A 21,373-nucleotide genomic window follows, 5' to 3' on the forward strand; every position below is an offset into this window, starting at 1 on the left:
ACCTGGTCCTGCGCAGGCTCCGCTTCCTGGCCGTGCACGCCGTGCGCCCGCTCCGTCAGGAGCGGCGTACGGCGGTCTCGTCGACCGGGGAGCACGCCTGCGAGGGCACGGCGGCCGCGCCGCCGTGCCCGAACGGGTACTCGCGCAGCTTGCGCCAGACGCCGTCCGAGCCCTGCTCGTAGAGCGCGAAGCCGTCACAGATCCACTCGGCCCCGTAGTCGGCCAGGGAGGCGTACGCGACGTCCATCGCCTCGTCGGAGATCCCGTGGGCGACGGTGACGTGCGGGTGGTACGGGAAGGCCAGCTCGCGGCCGAGCGGCCCGGCGGGGTCGCGGACCTCGCCCTGCAGCCGGGTGCAGCCCGCGCCGCCCTCGGCGACCTTGACGAACACCACCGGCGAGACCGGGCGGAAGGTGCCGGTGCCGGCCAGCCGCATCGGGAACGACCGGAAGCCGGCCGCGACCCGGTCCAGGTGGGCCCGGATCGCCGGGAGCCGGCAGGTCTCCGCCTCGGTGGGCGGGACCAGGGTGACATGCGTGGGGATGCCGTACGCGGCGGCGTCCCCGAAGCCGGCGCGCAGCTGCTGGAGCTGGCTGCCGTACGGCTCCGGGACCGCGATCGAAACGCCGAGCGTTACGGTCCCAGTCCCCACGTATGTCTCCTCGGTCTGTGGATCGGCTGTGCGGCGGTGCCGCAGCCCCCAGTGTGGGGCCAGCACCCCCCTGTCGGCCAGTGGCGCATGTCTCGTCCGCCCCGGCCGGTGTCCGCCCGGCGCGCGCTCAGTGCTTCGCGGGCAGGAATCCGAGCCGGTCGTACGTCTGCGCGAGGGTCTCGGCGGCCACGGCACGGGCCTTCTCCGCGCCCTTGGCCAGCACCGAGTCCAGCGTCTCGGGGTCGTCGAGGTACTCCTGGGTACGGCGGCGGAAGGGTGTGACGAAGTCGACGACGACGCCGGCGAGGTCCGTCTTGAGCGCGCCGTACCCCTTGCCCTGGTACTTCTCCTCCAGCTCGGCGATCGTCTCGCCGGTCAGGGTCGAGTAGATCGTGAGGAGGTTGCTCACGCCGGGCTTCTTCTCGGCGTCGAAGCGGATCTCGGCCTCGGTGTCGGTGACCGCGCTCTTGATCTTCTTCTCGGTGACCTTGGGCTCGTCGAGCAGGTTGACCAGGCCCTTGGGACTGACGGCCGACTTCGACATCTTGGCCATCGGGTCCTGGAGGTCGTAGATCTTCGCGACCTCCTTGACGATGTGGGCGGCCGGGATGGTGAAGGTCTGCCCGAAGCGCTGGTTGAAGCGCTCGGCCAGGTCGCGGGTCAGCTCGATGTGCTGGCGCTGGTCCTCGCCGACCGGGACCGCGTTCGCCTGGTAGAGCAGGATGTCGGCGACCTGGAGGATCGGGTACGTGAAGAGGCCGACGGTGGCGTTGTTGACGCCGCCCTTGGCGGACTTGTCCTTGAACTGGGTCATCCGGCTGGCCTCACCGAAACCGGTGATGCAGTTCATGACCCAGCCGAGCTGCGCGTGCTCGGGGACGTGGCTCTGGACGAAGAGCGTGCACCGCTCCGGGTCGAGCCCGGCCGCCAGCAGCTGCGCCACGGAGTACCGGGTGTTCTCGCGGAGGGCTGCGGGGTCCTGGGGCATGGTGATCGCGTGCAGGTCGACGACCATGTAGAAGGCGTCGTGGGATTCCTGCAGGGCGACGTACTGGCGGATGGCACCGAGGTAGTTCCCGAGGTGGAACGAACCCGAGGTGGGCTGGATACCGGAGAGCGCGCGCGGACGGTCGAAGGCCATGGGCCCATTCTCGCAGGTACGCCGGGGTGAGTTCGGCATGCGCTGGCCGGAAGCGATCAGCTTGTCGCCGCCCCCGGACCCCGGACCCCGGCACCCACCGGCATACCGCCCGGTAGCCCGGCGTCCGGATCCCACCCCGGCCGAGCGACCGACCGGCGAGCGCACCCGTGCGGCCGCGCCGGGGGATGGTGTGCGGGGGTCGAGCCCCGCACGCCGTCCCCCGGCGTCCGGGCGGAGGTCAGGCCGGCAGGCCCGGGGCCGGGTGCTCGGCCATCAGGGCCGCGACCTCCTTGCGGATCCCGGCCAGCGCGTCCTCGTCACCCGTGGCCGCCACCGCCCGCGCGATCCAGTCCGCCACCACCGGCATGTCGCCGGTGCCCAGCCCCCGCGACGTCAGCGACGGCGTGCCGATCCGGATCCCCGAGGGGTCGAAGGGCTTGCGCGGGTCGAACGGCACCGTGTTGTAGTTCACCACGATGCCCGCCCGGTCCAGCGCCTTGGCCGCCACCTTCCCCGGCACGTCCTTCCCCGTCAGGTCGATCAGGATCAGGTGGTTGTCGGTGCCGCCCGACACCAGGTCGAAGCCGCGCTCCAGCAGCGCCTCGGCCAGCGCCCCGGCGTTGGCGACGACCGCGTGCGCGTACGCCGCGAACGACGGCTGCGCGGCTTCGTGCAGCGCCACCGCGATGCCGGCCGTCGTCTGGTTGTGCGGGCCGCCCTGCAGGCCCGGGAAGACCGCCTTGTCGATGGCCTTGGCGTGCTCCTCGCGGCACATCAGCATCGCGCCGCGCGGCCCCCGCAGCGTCTTGTGCGTGGTCGTGGAGACCACGTCCACGTGCGGCACCGGCGAGGGGTGCGCGCCGCCCGCGATCAGGCCCGCGATGTGCGCGACGTCCGCGACGAGGACCGATCCGGCCTCCTCGGCGATCGCGGCGAAGGCCTCGAAGTCGATCGTGCGCGGCAGCGCCGTACCGCCGCAGAAGATCAGCTTCGGCCGCTCGGCCAGCGCGAGGTCGCGCACCGCGTCGTAGTCGATCAGGCCGGTGTCGGCGCGGACGCCGTACTGCACGCCCCGGAACCACGAGCCGGTCGCCGAGACGCCCCAGCCGTGCGTGAGGTGGCCGCCCATCGGCAGGGCCATGCCCATCACCGTGTCGCCGGGCTTCGCGAAGGCCAGGTAGACGGCGAGGTTGGCCGGGGAGCCGGAGTAGGGCTGGACGTTGGCGTGGTCGACGCCGAAGACGGCCTTCGCGCGGGCGACGGCGAGGGCCTCGACCTGGTCGATGTTCTGCTGGCCCTCGTAGTAGCGGCGGCCCGGGTAGCCCTCGCTGTACTTGTTCTGCAGGACGGTGCCGGAGGCCTCCAGCACGGCCGCCGAGACGTAGTTCTCGCTGGGGATCAGCCGCAGGGTCTCCGCCTGCAGGGCCTCCTCGGCGGCGACCAGCCCGGCGAGCGCCGGGTCGGTGGCGGCGAGCGCGCGATGGCGCGCGGACGGGGACGCGGCCGTGGACGGGAAGGACGGGGACGCGCTCATGGCGGCTCCTCCGGGGTCGATGTCGTTTCGTACCCCGCGAGGCCCAGGCGAGCGGCCCTGTGTGCGGACATGCGCGCACGACTCCCCCGGAGTTGGTTCCCCGTACGCCAGTCGCCGTGCGTACCGGACACCTTAGCGGCCGCGTCACGGGGAAGGTTTCCGCGTCCGGTATCCGAGCGACGATAGAAGTGACGTCACCCTCGTCACTCACTGGCCAGGACCGACGAAACGGAGATCCCGTGTCGACCACCACGCACACCACAGCGGACGCCATGCGCGCCGCGGACGCCCACAGCGCGCACAACTACCACCCGCTGCCCGTCGTCGTCGCCACCGCCGAGGGCGCGTGGATGACGGACGTGTCGGGCAAGCGCTACCTCGACATGCTCGCCGGCTACTCGGCCCTCAACTTCGGCCACGGCAACCGCCGCCTGATCGACGCCGCCAGAGCGCAGCTGGAACGCGTCACGCTGACCTCCCGCGCCTTCCACCACGACCGCTTCGCCGCCTTCTGCGCGGAGCTGGCCGCGCTGTGCGGCAAGGAGATGGTGCTGCCGATGAACACCGGTGCGGAGGCGGTCGAGACGGCCATCAAGACCGCCCGCAAGTGGGGGTACGAGGTCAAGGGCGTCCCCGACGGACAGGCCAAGATCGTCGTGGCGGCGAACAACTTCCACGGCCGCACCACGACCATCGTCTCCTTCTCCACCGATCACGAGGCGCGCGACCACTACGGTCCCTACACCCCCGGGTTCGAGATCGTCCCGTACGGCGACCTGACGGCGCTGGAGGCCGCGGTCACCGCGAACACCGTGGCCGTGCTGCTGGAGCCGATCCAGGGCGAGGCCGGCGTCCTGGTGCCGCCCGCCGGATACCTCGGCGGCGTACGCGAGCTGACGCGCGCGCGGAACGTGCTGTTCATGGCCGACGAGATCCAGTCCGGGCTCGGCCGCACCGGCCGGACCTTCGCGTGCGACCACGAGGACGTGGTGCCCGACGTCTACATCCTCGGCAAGGCGCTGGGCGGCGGTGTGGTGCCCGTCTCCGCCGTCGTCGCCGACCGCGACGTCCTCGGTGTGTTCCGGCCCGGCGAGCACGGCTCCACCTTCGGCGGCAACCCGCTGGCCTGCGCGGTCGCCCTGGAGGTCATCGCGATGCTGCGCGGCGGCGAGTACCAGGCGCGGGCCGCCGAACTCGGCGACCACCTGCACCAGGAGCTGGGGCTGCTGGTGGGCGGGGGCGCGGTGACGGCCGTACGCGGGCGCGGGCTGTGGGCCGGCGTGGACATCGACCCGTCGCACGGCACGGGCCGGGAGATCTCCGAGAAGCTGATGGAACGCGGGGTCCTGGTGAAGGACACCCACGGCTCCACCATCCGCATCGCGCCGCCACTGGTGATCACCAAGGAGGACCTGGACTGGGGCCTGGAGCAGCTCCGGGCGGTCCTGGCGGCGGAGTAGCGGTACGCCGGGCAGCCGGGCCGGAACGCCCCGGAAGGCCCCTCTTGCAGCCGGTTACAGGATGACGTGGGGCAGGAAGCGGGCGTACTCGTCCGTGACCGGCCCCGCCGATTCGCGGATGCCGAGCCCCGCCGCCTCGTCCTCGACGACCCACGCACCGAGCACCACCCGGTTGCCGTCGAAGTCGGGCAGCGGGGCCAGGCCCTGGAAGCAGACCGGCCCGTCGCCGTCGGCGCGCACGTACGGCGCCCCGCCCGCCTCGTGCAGGGTCACCCCGGCGCCCTCGCGGCCCAGGAGGGGCTTGGCGACGTACCCGGTGGTGGTGGCGAGTTCGCGCGGCCCGTCGAGGTAGGCGGGCAGCAGGTTCGGGTGGTCCGGGAAGAGCTCCCAGAGGATCGCCAGCAGCGCCTTGTTGGACAGCAGCATCTTCCAGGCGGGCTCGATCCAGCAGGTGGTGCCGGTGCCGCCGCCCTGGTCGATGGTGTCGAGGACCTGGGGGCCGAACTCGTCCGTGGCCAGCCACTCCCACGGGTAGAGCTTGAAGCAGCTGCGGATGAACCGGAGCCGCTCGTCGACGAAGCGGCCGGACAGCCGGTCCCAGCCGATCTTCTCGACGGCCAGCGCCTCGGTCTCCAGACCGGCCTGCTCGGCGGTCTCCTGGAGGTACGCGACCGTCATCAGGTCCTCGCCGAGCTCGTCGGCCTCGGAGTGCGCGAAGTGCACCGGGCCGGGCGGCAGCAGCTCGGCCTGGCGGCGCCAGGCGTCGACGAGCCGCTCGTGGAGGGAGTTCCACTGGTCGGCGCCGGGGAAGCACTCCTCCATCCAGAACCACTGCGGGCTGGCCGCCTCCACGAGGGAGGTGGGCGTGTCGGCGTTGTACTCCAGCATCTTGGCCGGGCCGGTGCCGTCGTAGCGCAGGTCGAAGCGGGCGTAGAGGGAGGGCTGCTCGGCGCGGCGCCGCCAGGACTCGGCGACGACCTCCTTCAGACGGGGGTCGGTGATCCCGAGGTCGGCGAACCGGTCCTGAGAGACGATGTGCTCGGCCGCGGCCAGGCACATCGCGTGCAGCTCCTCCACGACCTCCTCCAGCGCCTCGACCTCGGGCAGCGTGAAGGAGTAGTACGCGCTCTCGTCCCAGTACGGGCGCAGGGAGTCGTCGGGGTAACGGGTGAGGGGGTAGATGAGCCCCTGCTCCTCGACGGTCCGCTGCCAGTCGGGGCGCGGTTCGATGGTGTGCCGCTGCATGATGCCGATGCCGATCCGTCCGTACTCGTGCCGCGGCGGATACCGCCGCCGGCGCCTGGCATGGGCCCGTGGCCCGTGGGCCCGGGCCCGTCCCGCCCCTGACCTCCCCCCAGGCCTCAGCCGCCGGAGGAGGACGAGCCGCCGCCGAGGCCGCCGCGCTTGACGGCGTCCTTGTCAAAACTGCCGCCGGTGACCTTGCCGGCGCTGACGTAGCCGCCGTAGTAGTGCGAGCCGCGGCCGCCCTTCTTGCACTCCTTCATGGAGTACTGGTCGAGCGTGACGCGGTCGGCGCAGCGCCGGTCCGGCTCGTTGCTGCTGCCGCAGGCGACGAGGCTGGCGGCGAGCAGGCCCATGCCGCCGAGGGCGACCGTGCCGGAGCGCATGCGGCGTTTGCTGGTGGTACTGCTGCTGTCCATGTCCGAGGCTCCCCCTTGTGGCGTGCTGCCGGACAGACTAGAGGCGTGGAGGGGAGGGATGGAATCCGGCCGCCCGCCCCGGCCTTCCCCTGGAGTCCTTTTGTGCTGCTTGGGATGATCTGCGCGCTCGGTGCGGCGGTCTGCTCCGGTACGGCGTCCGTACTGCAGGCGGTGGCGACACGGGCGGCGGAGCCGGGGACCGGGTCCGGGGTGGACCCCGGACTGCTGTGGCGCGCGGCACGGCAGTGGCGGTATCTGCTCGGTCTGGTGCTCGACGGGGTCGGGTTCGTGCTCCAGATCGTGGCGCTGCGGTCGATCCCGATCTACGCGGTGAGCGCGGCGCTGGCGGGCAGCCTCGCGGTGACGGCAGTGGTCGCGGCGCGGCTGCTGCGGGTACGGCTGTCGGCGGCCGAGTGGGGGGCGGTGGGCGTCCTGTGCCTGGGCCTGGCGCTGCTGGGGCTGTCCTCGGGGTTCCTGCTGCTCGACCGCGGCGCCGCGTTGACGGGGTCGAGCCGCTGCGCGGGGCTCCTCCCCCACCCCGCCCCTTCCCGAAACCGGGGCTCCGCCCCAGACCCCACCCGCGCGCTGCGCGCCCGGTGCGCTCAAAACGCCGCGCAGGCTGAATCCACCGCCGCCGGGCACCCTGGGCGTTTGAGGCGCGGGGACCGGGGCCAGGTGGCCCCGGCCTGAGTCGCCAGGCGGGCCTACGGAAGGGTGGCCGTCAGGGCGGCCAGCGTCGGGGTCCAGGCGCTGTCCGGCGGCGTCGCGTACCCCACCACCACCGCATCCCGCGCCGGCAGCTCGGCGTCCGGGTGGCGGAACAGCGACAGGCCCTCCAGCGCCAGGTCGTGCCACGCCGCCGACTGCACCACCGACCGCTCCGTACCCGGCGGCAGGTCGAGGACCGCGTGCAGCCCGGCCGCGATGCCCGACACCCGGACCCGGCCCTCCAGGGCCGCGACCAGCTGGTCGCGGCGCCGCCGGTACCGCAGCCGCATGCTCCGCACGTGCCGGTCGTACGCCCCCGACCGCAAGAACTCGGCCAGCGTCAGCTGGTCCAGGGCGCTCGACGTCCAGTCCGCCCGCCCCTTGGCCGCCATGACCGCGTCCAGCAGCCCCGGCGGCACCACCATCCACCCCATCCGCAGCCCCGGCGCCAGGGACTTGCTCGCCGTACCGAGGTACAGCACCCGGTCCGGGTCCAGACCCTGCAGCGCGCCCACCGGCTGCCGGTCGTAGCGGAACTCCCCGTCGTAGTCGTCCTCCAGGATCACGCCCCCCGACGTCCGCGCCCAGTCCACCGCCGCCGCCCGCCGCTCCGGCGTCAGCGCGACGCCCGTCGGGAACTGGTGCGCCGGCGTCAGCAGCACCGCGCCCGCCGGCATCCCCGCCAGGTCCTGCGTCCGCGCGCCCGCCGCGTCGAGTCCGACCGGCACCGTCCGCAGCCCCACCTGCGCCAGCAGCCGGCGGTGCACGTGGACCGCGTACGCCTCCACCGCCAGCTCCCGCACCCGCCGCGCCCTCAGCATCCGCCCGACCAGCATCAGCCCGTGCGCGAACCCGGACGTCAGCACGATCCGCTCCGGGTCCGCCGCCACGCCACGGGCCCGCGCCAGGTACCCGGCCAGGGCCTCCCGCAGTTCGACACGGCCCCGCGGGTCGCCGTACCCGAACGCCTCGTTCGGCGCGTCCAGCAGCGCCCGCCGGGCCGCCGACAGCCAGGCCGTCCGGGGGAAGCCGGCCAGGTCGGGCGAGCCGGGCATCAGGCTGTACGTGGGGCCCCGGCGCACGGCCGGCCGCCGTACGGCCTGCTGCCCGGCACCCACACCACCCCTGGCGCCCCCGGCACCCCCCGCGCCCCCGGCGCCCTTGCGCGGACGCGCCCGTTCCGCGACCCTCGTACCGGACCCCTGGCGGGCCGTCAGCCACCCCTCGGCGACCAGCTCGCCGTACGCCTCGGCGACCGTGTTCCGCGCGATCCCCAGGTCCGCCGCCAGCGTGCGCGAGCTCGGCAGCCGGGTCCCCGGCGCCAGCCGGCCGCTGCGCGCGGCCTCGCGCAGCGCCTCGGCGAGGCCGGCCCGCAGGCCACGCCCCGCGACCGGTTCCAGATGCAGGTCAGCCCCGAAAGTGGCCCACGATTGCGTCATGGATATGGACCATATCGTCGGGACGTTTCCTTCCTAGCCTGGGTGCATGACCACGAACCAGGAACACGCTCACGAGCACACACCCCGCATGCAGCTGGCCAAGCTCGCACCGGAGGTGTACAAGGCCGTCCTCGCCCTGGAGATCGCCTCCCGCAAGGGCCTGGACCCCACGCTCGTCGAGCTCGTCAAGATCCGCGCCTCGCAGCTCAACCACTGCGCGTTCTGTCTCGACATGCACACCAAGGACGCCCTCGCGGCGGGCGAGAGCGTCGAGCGCATCGTGCTGCTCGGCACCTGGGAGGAGTCGCGGCACTTCTACACCGAGAAGGAGCTCGCCGCGATCGAACTGACCGAGGCCGTCACCGTCCTGACCGACGGCTTCGTCCCCGACGAGGTCTACGAGAAGGCCGCGAAGCACTTCGAGGAGAAGGAGCTCGCGCAGCTCATCTCGGTGATCGCGACCATCAACGTCTGGAACCGCTTCGGCGTCACCACCCGCATGGTCCCGGGCCACTACACGCCGGGCATGTACAAGACCTCGTAGCCTCCTGGTCGGGAACACCGGAACACCCCGGCCGATGACGGCCGGGGCGTTCCGGTTGCCTTGCACGGTTACCCGCGCGGGCGGGTCAGATCAGGCCGAGCTCGCGCACCGCGTCGCGCTCCTCCGCGAGCTCCGCGACCGACGCGTCGATGCGCGCACGGGAGAACTCGTTGATGTCCAGGCCCTGGACGATCTCGTACGTGCCGTCCTTGCAGACGACCGGGAAGGACGAGATGAGGCCCTCGGGGACGCCGTAGGAGCCGTCCGACGGGATGCCCATGGAGGTCCAGTCGCCCTCGGCGGTGCCGTTGACCCAGGTGTGGACGTGGTCGATGGCGGCGTTGGCGGCGGAGGCGGCCGAGGACGCGCCACGGGCCTCGATGATCGCCGCGCCGCGCTTGGCGACGGTCGGGATGAAGTCGTCGGCGAGCCAGGCCTGGTCGTTCACGACCTCGGCGGCGTTCTTGCCGGCGATCTCCGCGTGGAAGATGTCCGGGTACTGGGTCGCCGAGTGGTTGCCCCAGATCGTCAGGCGCTTGATGTCGGAGACGGCGGCACCGGTCTTGGCGGCCAGCTGCGAGATCGCGCGGTTGTGGTCCAGGCGGGTCATCGCGGTGAAGCGCTCGGCCGGTACGTCCGGGGCGGCGGCCTGCGCGATGAGCGCGTTGGTGTTGGCCGGGTTGCCCACGACCAGGACCTTGATGTCGTCCGCGGCGTGCGCGTTGATCGCGGCGCCCTGCGGCTTGAAGATGCCGCCGTTGGCGGAGAGCAGGTCACCGCGCTCCATGCCCTTGGTGCGCGGGCGGGCGCCGACGAGCAGCGCGACGTTGGCACCCTCGAAGCCCTGGTTCGGGTCGTCGAAGATGTCGATGCCCTTGAGCAGCGGGAAGGCGCAGTCGTCGAGCTCCATGGCGGTGCCCTCGGCGGCCTTCATGCCCTGGGGGATCTCCAGGAGACGGAGCTTGACCGGCACGTCCGCGCCGAGCAGGTGGCCGGACGCGATACGGAAGAGCAGCGCGTAGCCGATCTGGCCGGCGGCGCCGGTGACGGTGACATTCACGGGAGTGCGGGTCATGGCCTTCTCCGTTAGACAGCTGGCGGTGGGGCGTCGCTGCCCCGTGTGCGCAGGCTATCCGACGGGGACCCGGCCCAATCCCCGGGTCCCTGTGGTGCGTCGCACACGGCGCCGTCCGTTCGAAGGCGAACGAGGGCCGTCACCTTGGGCCGTGGCCCCCGCGGGGGTCGCGTCGCGAGGCGACGTTCCCGGCTGGTCGGGAACCCCTCGATCGGCGTGCCGTACGGGGACGCGGGCGGCACGTGGCGGTACCGGTCCCGCCACGTGCCGCCCGCCGGCGCCCGGCGGGGTCAGCGGAAGATGAACCGCACGGTGGACTCCACGAACGGGAGCCTCAGCCACGGACCGGGCTCCGCGACCAGGGCGAGCAGGGTGATGGCGACGCCGAGCACGCCGTAGGTGAGGAGGTCGGTGAAGCGCGAACGCACCGCGAGCATCCCGACGGACGGCAGGACGCGCCGCATCACGGCGGCGGCGATCAGCGCGATCCCGATGACCAGACAGCCGGCGCGTACGAAACCCAGCGCGGTCGTGAGCAGTCCGGCGGCCGTGGCGGCCAGCACGCTGAGCATGGGCCACTGGCGCGCGGGCGCGGGCGCGTCCCCGGGCGCCGCCCGCCCTCCGCCCTCGGGCCGAGCGGTGTCCCGCGTGACGGACGGAAACCGCCGTGAGGCCCGCGTCACCGGCCGCCCGTCTGCGGCGGCACCCACGCCACCGTCCGGGGAGGACCCGGCCGCGCCACCGTCCACGGAGGACCCGGCCGCGCCACCGTCCGCGGAGGACCCGGCGGCGCCACCGATCCCGGCAGCCCCTTCGCCACCGTCCGCGGAGGACCCGGCCGCGCCACCGTCCGCGGAGGACCCGGCGGTGCCACTGTCCGCGGCCGCCTCTTCACCAGCGTCCGTGGAGGACCCGTCGCCACCGTCACCGGAGGACCCGGCCACGCCACCGTTCACGGCCGCCTCTTCACCACCGTCGGCGGAGGACCCGGTCACGCCACCGTCCGCCGCGGCGTCGCGGTCCTCCGGGCCGTCCGCGCCGCTCGCCGCGGGCCCGGCGCCCGCTGCCTCCGGGCCGCCTTCCCGGCCTCCGGCCGCACCGGCCGCAGACGCGTCCACGTCATCGCCGGCCCCGACCTCGCGGCCCTCCGGCCCGCCCGCGGTGCTCGCGGTGGGGCCGACGCCGTCCTTCTTCCGGCCGCCCCGGGCACCAGGGGCACCAGGGGCACCAGGGGCACCCTCGGACGCACCGGACCCACCCGATCCACCGGACGCAGACTCACCGGACGCACCGGACGCAGACGCACCGGACGCACCCGCGCCCGCCCCGACGGCCGCCTCGGCGTCGCCGGCAGCCCGCCCCTGGTCGCGGGCCCCGCCCGCACGGGACTCGGGCAGGCCCGCGTCGCCGTCCGCCCCGGCCCCGGCCCCGCGGGCCTCCGGGCCACCCTGAGCGGCACCGGTCAGCCGTTCGGCGGCAGCCGTCGTACCGGTCGTACCGGCGGACTCGCGGCGGTCCGCGCCGGCGGAGCCACGCGCCTCACGGTCAGTTCGCACCGGACACGGTCCGTTCCGCCGCCTCGACGACGTTCACCAGCAGCTGCGCCCGCGTCATGGGACCCACGCCGCCAGGGTTCGGCGAGATCCACCCCGCCACCTCGGCGACCCCCGGGTGCACATCGCCGACGATCTTGCCGTTCTCGTCGCGGCTCACGCCCACGTCCAGCACCGCCGCCCCCGGCTTCACGTCGTCGGCCTTGACCAGGTGCGGCACGCCCGCCGCCGCGACCACGATGTCCGCCCGCCGCAGCACCCCCGGCAGGTCACGCGTACCGGTGTGGCACAGCGTCACCGTCGCGTTCTCCGACTTACGCGTCAGCAGCAGCCCGATCGAGCGACCGACCGTGATGCCCCGGCCCAGCACCACGACGTGCGCGCCGTTGATCTCCACCCCGTGGTGGCGCAGCAGCTCGACGATGCCGTACGGCGTGCACGGCAGCGGGCCGGGCTCGTTCAGGACCAGCCGGCCGAGCGACATCGGGTGCAGCCCGTCCGCGTCCTTGGCCGGATCCATCAGCTCCAGCACCCGGTTGGTGTCGATGCCCTTGGGGAGCGGAAGTTGGACGATGTAGCCGGTGCACTCCGGGTTCTCGTTGAGTTCCCGTACGACCGCCTCGATCTCCTCCTGCGTGGCCGTCCCCGGCAGTTCGCGCTGGATCGAGGCGATGCCGACCTCGGCGCAGTCCTTGTGCTTGCCGCCCACGTACCAGCGGCTGCCCGGATCGTCCCCGACCAGCAGGGTGCCGAGGCCGGGGGTGATACCCCGCGCCTTGAGCGCCGCCACGCGGACGGTCAGATCGGACTTGATCGCGGCGGCGGTGGCCTTGCCATCGAGAATCTGGGCAGTCATGACCCCATCCTCCCGGATCGGGTGCCCCCGGTTCCAGTCAAGCCGCGCGACGACGACAGCGGTTGGTTGCACTTGCACAACAAGTGACCACCCCTCCACCCCTTGACTGGACAAGGACGGGCCAGGACGACCACGATGACCGAAAAGAGTGCCGCGGGCAGTGCCGGGGGGCGGACCGCAGATCGAGATGTTCCTCCGCGCGGGCCGCGCGTCCCCGCACGTTGACGGAGGAACACCCCACCATGAGCTTCGGCGACCCGAACAACCCGTACGGGCAGCAGCCGCAGGGCCAGCCCCAGTACGGCTACCCGCAGCAGGCCCCGCAGGGCATCCCGCCGCAGGCCGGTTACGGCTACCCCCAGCAGGGCGCGCCCGGCTACCCGGCCCCGGCCGGCTACGCCGTCGCCCCGATGGACATGCCGGGCCTGATCAAGACCGCCCGTGTGCTGCTCTTCATCGTCGCGGGTCTGCAGATCCTCTTCGGCGTCATCTTCGGCATCGTCCTGATGGCCGCCAGCGGCGCCGCCGCCGGCACCAGCGTGAGCGACGAGGCGGACCTGCTGGCCGGCCTCGGCGGCATCCTGGTGTTCATCCTGCTCGCCTTCGCGGCGTGGGCCATCACCCTGGGCGTGAAGTTCTCCAACGGCGGCAACGGCGTGCGCGTCACGACGATCGTCTACGCCGCGCTGTTCATCGCGCTGAGCCTGCTCAACTTCCTGAGCGCCGTCAACAACTCCTCGGCGGGCGGCGGTGGCGGCCCGATCGTCGGCGCCATCGTCGGCCTCGCCATCGGCGGCATCATCCTCGCCTCGATGGTCAACAGCGCCGCCACCGCCTGGTTCAAGCGCCCGCGCTACTGATCCGCACGGATCCGTACCCGTACCGTTCCGTACGGGTACGGAAACGGTACGACCCGCTCCGCGCCCCACGGACGCGACCGCTCGCACACCAGCCGGAGCAGCCGGAGCAGACCGACCGGACCGGAACCTTCCGGAGCGGACAACAGGCCGCGCCCCGCACCATCCGGTGCGGGGCGCGGCCTTCGCGTTGCGCGCGTCAGCGGAACGACGCGTCAGTGGAAGAAGTGCCGCGTCCCCGTGAAGTACATCGTCACGCCCGCCTTCTGCGCGGCCTCGACCACCTGCTCGTCGCGGACCGAACCGCCCGGCTGGACCACGGCCTTGATGCCCGCGGCCGTCAGGATCTCCAGGCCGTCCGGGAACGGGAAGAACGCGTCGGAGGCGGCGTACGCGCCCTGCGCGCGCTCCGCGCCCGCCCGCTCGACGGCGAGCTTCGCCGAGTCGACCCGGTTGACCTGGCCCATGCCGACGCCGACCGAGGCGCCGTCCTTGGCGAGCAGGATGGCGTTGGACTTGACCGCCCGGCAGGCCTTCCACGCGAAGGCGAGGTCGGCGAGCTCCGCCGCGGAGAGGGCGTCACCGGTGGCCAGAGTCCAGTGGGACGGGTCGTCGCCGTCCGCCTGGAAGACGTCGGACTCCTGGAGCAGCACCCCGCCGGAGATCGGCTTGAGGTCGCCGGGCTGGTGCGGGTCGCCGTCCACCTTCAGCACGCGGATGTTCTTCTTCTTGGCCAGGACCTCCAGCGCGCCGTCCTCGTACGCGGGGGCCGCGATGACCTCGGTGAAGATCTCGGCGACCTGCTCGGCGAGCGCGACCGTCACCGGGCGGTTGACGGCGATGACACCGCCGAACGCCGACAGCGGGTCGCAGGCGTGCGCCTTGCGGTGCGCCTCGGCGATGTCCGCGCCGACGGCGATGCCGCACGGGTTGGCGTGCTTGATGATGGCGACGCACGGTCCGTCGTGGTCGTAGGCGGCCCGGCGGGCGGCCTCGGTGTCCACATAGTTGTTGAAGGACATCTCCTTGCCGTGCAGCTGCTCGGCGTTGGCGAGTCCGCCCGGCTGCCCGTCGGTGTAGAGGGCGGCCCGCTGGTGGGGGTTCTCCCCGTAGCGCAGGGAGGCCTTGCGCTCCCAGGCCCCGGCGAGGAACTCGGGCAGGGCGGTGCCCTCCCCCTCGGCCTCGACCTCGGGGGCGTATGCGTTCGTGAACCAGGACGCGACGGCGACGTCGTACGCGGCGGTGTGCTGGAACGCCTCGGCGGCCAGGCGCTTGCGCGCCGTGAGGTCGAAACCGCCGCCCTGGGCGGCGGCGAGCACGTCGGCGTAGCGGGCGGGACTCGTCACGACCGCGACGGAGGGGTGGTTCTTGGCCGCCGCGCGGACCATGGACGGCCCGCCGATGTCGATCTGCTCGACGCACTCGTCGGGCGTCGCGCCGGAGGCGACGGTCTCGCGGAACGGGTAGAGGTTGACGACGACGAGGTCGAACGGCTCGACACCGAGCTCCGCCAGCTGCGCGCGGTGGCTCTCCAGGCGCAGGTCGGCGAGGATGCCGGCGTGCACGCGCGGGTGCAGGGTCTTGACGCGGCCGTCCAGGCACTCGGGGAAGCCGGTCAGCTCCTCGACCTTGGTGACCGGGACGCCGGCGGCGGCGATCTTCGAGGCGGTGGAGCCGGTCGAGACCAGCGTGACGCCCGCGTCGTGCAGCCCGCGCGCGAGCTCCTCGAGGCCCGTCTTGTCGTAGACGCTGATGAGCGCACGGCGGATCGGCCGCTTCGTCGTACCTTCGGCGGTCACTGGATCGTTACCTTTCGTCCCTCAATGCGGTAGCCGTGCCGGGCCAGTCGCCCCACGACATCGACGAGCAGCCTGCGCTCGACTTCCTTGATGCGCTCATGGAGAGCGGCTTCGTCGTCCTCGTCCCGGACCTCGACCACACCCTGGGCGATGATCGGTCCGGTGTCCACGCCGGCGTCCACGAAGTGGACGGTGCAGCCGGTGACCCGCGCGCCGTACGCGAGCGCGTCGCGCACGCCGTGCGCGCCGGGGAAGGCCGGCAGCAGCGCGGGGTGGGTGTTGATGAAGCGGCCCCCGAACGTGTCGATGAACCTCTTCCCCACGATCTTCATGAACCCGGCGGAGACCACCAGGTCGGGCTCGTGGGCGGCGGTGGCGGCGGTCAGGGCCTCGTCCCACTCCTCGCGACTGTCGTACGCCTTGACCGGGCAGACAAAGGTCGGGATCCCGGCCCGCTCGGCCCGCTCCAGCCCGGCGATGCCGGACCGGTCCGCCCCCACGGCCACGACGCGGGCGCCGTACCCCTCGGGATCGGCGGCGATGGCGTCGAGCAGGGCCTGGAGGTTGGTGCCGGAACCGGAAACCAGCACGACCAGGCGGGAGGCAGCCATGAAAGGCCCTTTCTGGGCGGATTCGTCTTTGCATGATCGTACGAAACTCCGGGTCCCCTATATACGGGGAACCATACGAAGCCACCGACCGCCTGCAACGATACCGGCACACCGGACGGCCCCCGAGGGACGGGGGCACGGCCGAGCTGTAGCGTCTGGACCACACGTCCCACCACACGCTTCACCACCCGCCTCACCGCACCGTCACAGCAACGACACAGGGGAAGAAACGCACCCGATGCCGGACCGCCGTCAGCCCTCCTCCACCGACGACAACCCCTACGCGGCGCCGCCCGAGGGGCGGCCCGACCAGCCGTGGCAGCCGCGCGAGGGCGCGAACGAGCACGAGCGCCGCGGCGGCGGCGGCGACCAGGGACAGGGTCCCTCCGGGGGCGGCCCGGCCCGCTGGGACCCGACGGACCCGCTCCAGCGGCGGGCCCGCTACGCGCTGCTGGCCGGTATGTGGGGCTTCTTCTTCGGGCTCTTCGGGATCCCGTCGGTGGGGCTGCTGCTGGGTGCGCTGGCCCTGTACTGGGGGATCAGCGCGCTGCGCGCGAAGCGCGACCCCTCGGAGGAGACGCCCGCGGGGACCCCGCCCCGGGCCGACGGGCTCGCGGCCCTGGGCGAGGCGGCCCGCCCGCAGCGCACGGCGGCCATCGGCGGCCTGGTCACGGCGTCCCTGGCGATCCTGCTGGCGGCGAGCTCGTACACGGTGCAGCTGGTCTACAAGGACTTCCACGTCTGCCGCGACGACGCGCTGACCCAGACGGCGGCCCTGCAGTGCAACGACCTCCTCCCGGACAACGTCCTGGGCACGTGGCTAGAGGTAAAGCGCTGACCCCGCCCACCACCTGACGCCCCCGGCCCACGCCCGACCCGGCACACGCCGGGTGTCCTGGCCCGGCCCCCTTGTCCCCTCCCGGCCTCGGACCGAGCCGGCCCGCACAAGCGGCCCTCGGCTCCGCCGCACCCAGGCCCCACAAGGCCACAGGCCCCGCGGCCCGACGCTCCTCACCGGAGGTGACGACGGTGGACCGGCGGGCCGCCGGGCCGCCGGGCCGCCGGGCGGGACGGCGGCCGTTCCGGCCGAGGCTGCCGGAGGGGCCCGGCCGGCCATGCGGCGCCCCTCGTGCCGCCCCCGCACGGACGCGCGGACGACGAGGGGCGAGTGGGCGGGGGACCAGGCCCGCGCCCGCCCACGGTCACGGCTGGCGCCGCCGACGCGGCAGCACCCGCGCCCCCGTCACCGGCGGCGACAGCTTCTTCTCCGGTCCGGCCGGGGCCGGCTCGGCCGGGGGCTTCGGCGTCCGCTGCCATGCCCTGGCGCCGTTCAGCCCCGCACCGGGCGGATCCGGCACGGGCCCGCCCGGCGCCTTCGGCGACGGGACCCCGGAGGGCTCGGGTGCCGCCGCCGGGGGCCGCGGCCCCAGCAGCCGCGCACCGCCGAGGCCGGGCCCCGGCTCGAGCGGCGCTTCCGCCGGCCCGCCGGGCCGCGACGGCCGCAGCCACGCCAGCGCCTCACCGAGCCGCGACCCATCGGCGTCGGGCGCCTGCGCCCCCGGACGCCCGTACTCGGACGAACCCGGGCACCCCGGCGACGACGCCGCCGGATCCCGCTCCGACGGCCGCCCGCCAGCCGTACCGGCCGCCACCGAATCCGCCGCCCGAGGCGGACGCGACGGCTCCACAGGGGCCGGGGGACACGACCCGGACGGGTCACCCCCCGACCCCGCGGACCGCGACGGCCGCAACCACGCCAACGCCTCACCGAGCCGCGAGAGCAGAGAGGCTGAGGTCGCATCAGTCCCGGGCCGACGCCTCCGTGCCGACGTCTGACCGGCCGGACCCGCCGGGCGCGGCCCGCCGAGGGCCCGATCGCCCGCGGAGTCCGACGGCCGCGGCCCCGGCGCCTCGCGGGCTGACGGAGCGACAGGCTCCGGGGCCCCAGGCCGCGATGCCCCTGGCCGCCGGAGGCCGGACACGCCGGGCCCGGTCAGCCCCGGCCGCATCCCCCCGCCCACTCCGGCGGAACCCGGCTCCACCACGCCCCCCGACCCCGACAGCCTGGGCCCCGGCCCGCCCGGACCTGCAAGGCCCGGGTCCACCGCAGCCTCGGACCCCGACGGCCCCGACCCCGAAACGCCCGGAGCCGGCGGAGCCGCAGGGTCCTGGCGTCGCGTGCCGGGGTCGGGTGGGGCGGCGGCCGGCGACGGTGCGGGGGGCGCTGACCGTGGCCCCGGCGGGGCCTCCGGGGCCGGCGGCCCGGTCACCCCCACCGGGGGTACGGGCTCCGCCGGCGGGGTGAGGTCCGGGATCAACGTGCCCGAGGTGCGCCGCAGGGCCGCCCAGCGGGCCTCGCGCCCGGCGTTCGTGTGCCAGTCGTCGTCCGCCGGCTCGGGCGCGAACGACGGCCGCGTCCGCCACCGGTGCACCGCCACCGCGACCGGTACGGCCAGCGCCAGCGTCCAGCCCGCCGCCGCCGCTCCCGCCTGCCACCACACCGGCCCGAACCGCGCCAGCTCCCCCGAGCCCAGCGCCCCGCCCGACGCCCCCGCCAGCCCCGCGAGCAGCAGTCCGCACACGACCGCCCCCAGCGCCGCCGTCAGCGCCGTCTCCCCCAGCGACACCTCCCGCGCCCGCCGGACCGCGAACCACCCCACCACCAGCCCGGCCACCACCGGCACCGCCAGCGCCGCCAGCGCCGCCCACGTCGGCGTCGCCCCCGCCCCCGCCGGCGGCAGCGCCGCCAGCAGCGGGAAGTGCGGCAGCGCGGGCGAACCCTCGAAGCCCAGCGGGGTCGCGACCGCACCGGTACCCAGCTCGAACCCCGGCCCGAGCCCGTACGCCGCGCCCCACACCGCCGCGTTCGGGATCAGCCCGACCGCCAGCAGCAGCACCGCGAACCGCCCCGACCACACCCCCGTCAGCTGCGTGAACGATTCCTGTGCCGCCTGCGCGTGCCAGACCAGCGACGCCCCGAGCAGCAGCGCGCCCCCGCCCACCAGGACGAGCGCCCCCGCGCCCCCGGCCCCCAGCGCCAGCGCGTACCGGGGGCGCGCGACAGCCCGCCGTACGCCCTCCGGCACCCACGCCGGCAGCGGCCCCCGCGGCCGCCCCCGTGCCGCCCACACCCCGCCACCCGCGGCCGCCGCCGTGACCAGCGGCACGTGCCAGGCCGCGCTCAGCGGATCGGCCGGCATCGGCCCTCCGGCCGCGTACACGGTGGCGGCGGCCCCCACCGCCAGGTAGCCGCACATCACCGCCGAGAACACCGCCCCGGCCGGCAGCGCGTCGTCGTCATCGGTCGCCAGCCGCGCCGCACGCCGCGTCAGCAGCACGGGCAGGGCCAGCAGGAGCAGTGGCGTCACCCCCACCGGCGCGGGTGCGCCGGACAGCGTGTCGTACCGGATCAGCTCAGTGCCGTGCGCCATCAGCCACAGCCCGGCGGCGAGGTGCAGCGCCCCGCCGGGCCCACTGTCGGGGTACGGCGAACTGATCCACAAGGTCATGACGAGTACGGCCAGGAAGCCGAGTCCCAGCCCGGCGGCGACGACGCCGCTCAGCACACACGCGGCGGCGGCCGGAGAACGGCGGCGGCCGCCGGACCGCGGGAGCGCCGGCAACGACGTCCCGCGTTCGGTCACTTGGGTCACCTCGCCATGGTCCCAACGACACGCGCTGACGCCGCGTAACAGGCGATTACCCGTGGTGTCGCCCAATATACGGTTATGTACTTTTTCGCCCAGAGCTGCCGGGTCACGGGGAGAACGGCATGACACCCAGCGCCGGCACGCCCTCCGAACTGCCCCTGCCCTCCCCCAAGGAGCGCCGCAGACTGCGCGAAGCCGTCGGTCTCAGCCTCGACGACGTCGCGGCGTCGCTCGGCGTGTCCGCGTCCACGGTCCGCTCCTGGGAGACCGGCCGCACGAGCCCGCGCGGCCACAAGCGCCAGGCCTACGCGAGGATCCTGGGCACGGATACGGACACAGGCACGCATGCGGGTACGGATAGCGGTACCGATACGGGTGTCCATACGGATGCCGGTTCGCGTTCGGGTACGGGTACGGATCCGCATACGAGTTCGGGTGGCGGCACCGGCACCGCGTGGGCCTGGCCGGGCCTGGCCCACGACACGGCCGACCTGCCCGCCGCCCTGCGCGCCGGCGGCGAGGGACTGCGGGCCGCCTTCACCGCCGGCGGGGCGGGCCGGCCCGCGGCCGGGCCCCCGGTGGACGCCGGCCCGGCCTTCTCCCCCGCCGGCCTCCCCGCCCGGCCCGGCTCCGGCGACAGGCCCCCGGCCCCGGGCCGCCACGCCTCCGAGATCGGCCCCGAATCCCTCCCGGATCCGGCTCCCGCCCAGGCTCCGGCCACGGGCACGGGCACGGGCACGAACCCCGCGCCGGATCCCCGGGCGGACGGCCATCCAGAGGCCACCACCGGCCCGCCCGACCCCGACCCCGACCCCGCGCGCCCCCGCCGGGTGGGGCGCAGCCTCAATCCCGTCCCTCCCGAGGGCGGATTCCGGGCCTCCGTCGTCCATCTCACGCCCGGTCAGGCCTTCGACGCCCTCTACGCCTACGCCGCCCCCTCCCTGGTCCGCCAGACCTACCTGCTCACCGGCCGCCGCACGCTCGCCCGGCAGTCCGTCGAGCGGGCCTTCCGGCGGGCCTGGGAGCGGTGGCCGGAGGTCGCCACCGACCCCGACCCCGTCGGATGGGTGCGCGCGGCGGCATACGAATGGGCGCTCAGCCCCTGGCACGTGTTCCGCCGCCCCCGCAAGCACCCCGACAAGACCCCGGCCGACCCCGCCGACCGGATCCTGATGGACGCCCTGCTCGCGCTGCGGCCCCGGCACCGCCGCACCGTGCTCCTCTACGACGGGGTCGGCCTCGACCTGCCCGACACGGCCGCCGAGACCGAGGCCAGCACCCCGGCCGCCGGCGCCCGGCTGCTGCGGGCGCACGCCGAACTCGCCCACCGCGTCCCCGAGCTGGTCTCCGTACCGGCCTCGGGCCGGTCGGCGGTGCTGCACGAACAGCTGTGCGCGCTGCGGCCCGCCGTACGGCTGGAGCCGTGCCGCGCGGTGGTGGTACGGATGGCCGGCGAGCGGCGCAGCCGGCTGTGGACCCGGGCCGCGCTCACCCTGACGGCGTGCATCGCGGCCGCCACCACGTACACCCTGTTCACGGCGCCCACCCGGTACGTGCCGCGCATCGCGCCCGGCGCAAGCGTGTCCGGCGTACCGCCGCACGCGGGCCCGCAGCACCTGACCGAGGAGCGCAGGCTGCTCCAGGAGAAGCTGCGTACGGAACGGGAGAGCGGGCCGGCCCGGCTGCTGCCCCGGGTCGAGTGAGCCGTCCGGTACCACGCGGAAACGGGCGTGGGCCCCCCCCCCCCCCCCGGGGGGGGGGCCCCCCCCGGCCCCCGGGGGGGGGGGCGGGGGCGGGGGGGGGGGGGGGCCCCCCCCCGGCCGGCGCCCCCGC

At 74.4% G+C, this 21,373-nt stretch carries 17 protein-coding genes, 1 pseudogene and 1 riboswitch; of the genes and pseudogenes, 6 read left to right on the plus strand and 12 right to left on the minus strand.

The window, feature by feature from the left end:
- Positions 1-55: 55 nt before the first annotated feature.
- The 3 genes from ACIPXB_RS35270 to glyA all read right to left on the minus strand — a co-directional run bounded on the left by ACIPXB_RS35270 (position 56) and on the right by glyA (position 3,327).
- Complete coding sequence (locus ACIPXB_RS35270) at positions 56-652, minus strand: 2'-5' RNA ligase family protein (protein WP_401456761.1); 597 nt, start codon at positions 650-652, stop codon at positions 56-58.
- Positions 653-779: 127 nt separating this feature from the next.
- Positions 780-1,793 (minus strand): tryptophan--tRNA ligase, encoded by a 1,014-nt coding sequence (gene trpS, locus ACIPXB_RS35275; RefSeq protein ID WP_401456763.1) that lies wholly within the window; start codon positions 1,791-1,793, stop codon positions 780-782.
- Positions 1,794-2,031: 238 nt separating this feature from the next.
- Positions 2,032-3,327, minus strand: coding sequence for a serine hydroxymethyltransferase (gene glyA, locus ACIPXB_RS35280; RefSeq protein WP_401456764.1), 1,296 nt, complete (start codon positions 3,325-3,327; stop codon positions 2,032-2,034).
- Positions 3,328-3,361: 34 nt separating this feature from the next.
- A riboswitch (ZMP/ZTP riboswitch) is annotated at positions 3,362-3,452 on the minus strand.
- A gap of 147 nt (positions 3,453-3,599) precedes the next feature.
- On the opposite strand from glyA, the gene rocD reads away from it, so the two are divergent.
- Entirely contained in the window at positions 3,600-4,787 is a 1,188-nt protein-coding gene (gene rocD / locus ACIPXB_RS35285; RefSeq protein WP_401456830.1) for an ornithine--oxo-acid transaminase, read from the plus strand.
- Positions 4,788-4,841: 54 nt separating this feature from the next.
- Here rocD and ACIPXB_RS35290 read toward each other — a convergent pair whose 3' ends face one another.
- Entirely contained in the window at positions 4,842-6,032 is a 1,191-nt protein-coding gene (locus ACIPXB_RS35290) for a glutathionylspermidine synthase family protein (protein WP_401456766.1), read from the minus strand.
- Between the two features lie 116 nt (positions 6,033-6,148).
- Positions 6,149-6,448 (minus strand): hypothetical protein, encoded by a 300-nt coding sequence (locus ACIPXB_RS35295; RefSeq protein ID WP_401456767.1) that lies wholly within the window; start codon positions 6,446-6,448, stop codon positions 6,149-6,151.
- A 114-nt stretch (positions 6,449-6,562) separates the two neighbouring features.
- Between ACIPXB_RS35295 and ACIPXB_RS35300 the strand changes: the two are divergent.
- Positions 6,563-6,919, plus strand: a pseudogene (locus ACIPXB_RS35300) (hypothetical protein); the annotation flags it as partial.
- Between the two features lie 233 nt (positions 6,920-7,152).
- Here ACIPXB_RS35300 and ACIPXB_RS35305 read toward each other — a convergent pair.
- A complete protein-coding gene (locus tag ACIPXB_RS35305) occupies positions 7,153-8,595 on the minus strand; it encodes a PLP-dependent aminotransferase family protein (protein WP_401456769.1) in 1,443 nt (480 codons plus the stop codon).
- Positions 8,596-8,641: 46 nt separating this feature from the next.
- On the opposite strand from ACIPXB_RS35305, the gene ACIPXB_RS35310 reads away from it, so the two are divergent.
- Positions 8,642-9,139, plus strand: coding sequence for a carboxymuconolactone decarboxylase family protein (locus ACIPXB_RS35310; RefSeq protein WP_401456772.1), 498 nt, complete (start codon positions 8,642-8,644; stop codon positions 9,137-9,139).
- A gap of 85 nt (positions 9,140-9,224) precedes the next feature.
- On the opposite strand, the gene ACIPXB_RS35315 is transcribed toward ACIPXB_RS35310, so the two are convergent.
- The 3 genes from ACIPXB_RS35315 to ACIPXB_RS35325 form a co-directional block, all read right to left on the minus strand.
- Positions 9,225-10,214, minus strand: coding sequence for a malate dehydrogenase (locus ACIPXB_RS35315; RefSeq protein ID WP_401456774.1), 990 nt, complete (start codon positions 10,212-10,214; stop codon positions 9,225-9,227).
- Between the two features lie 290 nt (positions 10,215-10,504).
- Positions 10,505-11,770: a DUF3017 domain-containing protein gene (locus ACIPXB_RS35320; protein ID WP_401456776.1), complete on the minus strand. Its 1,266-nt coding sequence runs from the start codon at positions 11,768-11,770 to the stop codon at positions 10,505-10,507.
- Positions 11,760-12,623: a bifunctional methylenetetrahydrofolate dehydrogenase/methenyltetrahydrofolate cyclohydrolase gene (locus ACIPXB_RS35325; RefSeq protein WP_401456779.1), complete on the minus strand. Its 864-nt coding sequence runs from the start codon at positions 12,621-12,623 to the stop codon at positions 11,760-11,762. The genes ACIPXB_RS35320 and ACIPXB_RS35325 overlap by 11 nt, the downstream gene beginning before the upstream one ends.
- 242 nt (positions 12,624-12,865) lie before the next feature.
- Here ACIPXB_RS35325 and ACIPXB_RS35330 point away from each other — a divergent pair, with 242 nt between their 5' ends.
- A complete protein-coding gene (locus tag ACIPXB_RS35330) occupies positions 12,866-13,483 on the plus strand; it encodes a hypothetical protein (protein WP_401456781.1) in 618 nt (205 codons plus the stop codon).
- 212 nt (positions 13,484-13,695) lie between these two features.
- Here ACIPXB_RS35330 and purH read toward each other — a convergent pair whose 3' ends face one another.
- Together purH and purN are read right to left on the minus strand one after the other, a co-directional pair.
- Positions 13,696-15,279: a bifunctional phosphoribosylaminoimidazolecarboxamide formyltransferase/IMP cyclohydrolase gene (purH, locus tag ACIPXB_RS35335; RefSeq protein ID WP_401456782.1), complete on the minus strand. Its 1,584-nt coding sequence runs from the start codon at positions 15,277-15,279 to the stop codon at positions 13,696-13,698.
- Positions 15,276-15,890 carry a phosphoribosylglycinamide formyltransferase gene (purN, locus tag ACIPXB_RS35340; RefSeq protein ID WP_401456784.1) on the minus strand — a complete coding sequence of 205 codons (615 nt, stop codon included), beginning with the start codon at positions 15,888-15,890 and terminating at the stop codon, positions 15,276-15,278. Before purN ends, purH begins: the two co-directional genes overlap by 4 nt.
- Positions 15,891-16,128: 238 nt before the next feature.
- Between purN and ACIPXB_RS35345 the strand changes: the two genes are divergently transcribed.
- Positions 16,129-16,728: a hypothetical protein gene (locus tag ACIPXB_RS35345; protein ID WP_401456787.1), complete on the plus strand. Its 600-nt coding sequence runs from the start codon at positions 16,129-16,131 to the stop codon at positions 16,726-16,728.
- Between the two features lie 364 nt (positions 16,729-17,092).
- On the opposite strand, the gene ACIPXB_RS35350 is transcribed toward ACIPXB_RS35345, so the two are convergent.
- Positions 17,093-19,543: a DUF6350 family protein gene (locus tag ACIPXB_RS35350; protein WP_401456789.1), complete on the minus strand. Its 2,451-nt coding sequence runs from the start codon at positions 19,541-19,543 to the stop codon at positions 17,093-17,095.
- Between the two features lie 119 nt (positions 19,544-19,662).
- Here ACIPXB_RS35350 and ACIPXB_RS35355 point away from each other — a divergent pair, with 119 nt between their 5' ends.
- Positions 19,663-21,243 carry a helix-turn-helix domain-containing protein gene (locus ACIPXB_RS35355; RefSeq protein WP_401456790.1) on the plus strand — a complete coding sequence of 527 codons (1,581 nt, stop codon included), beginning with the start codon at positions 19,663-19,665 and terminating at the stop codon, positions 21,241-21,243.
- Positions 21,244-21,373: the final 130 nt, after the last annotated feature.

Source organism: Streptomyces sp. NPDC090022 (assembly GCF_044748145.1).
Taxonomy (GTDB): domain Bacteria; phylum Actinomycetota; class Actinomycetes; order Streptomycetales; family Streptomycetaceae; genus Streptomyces.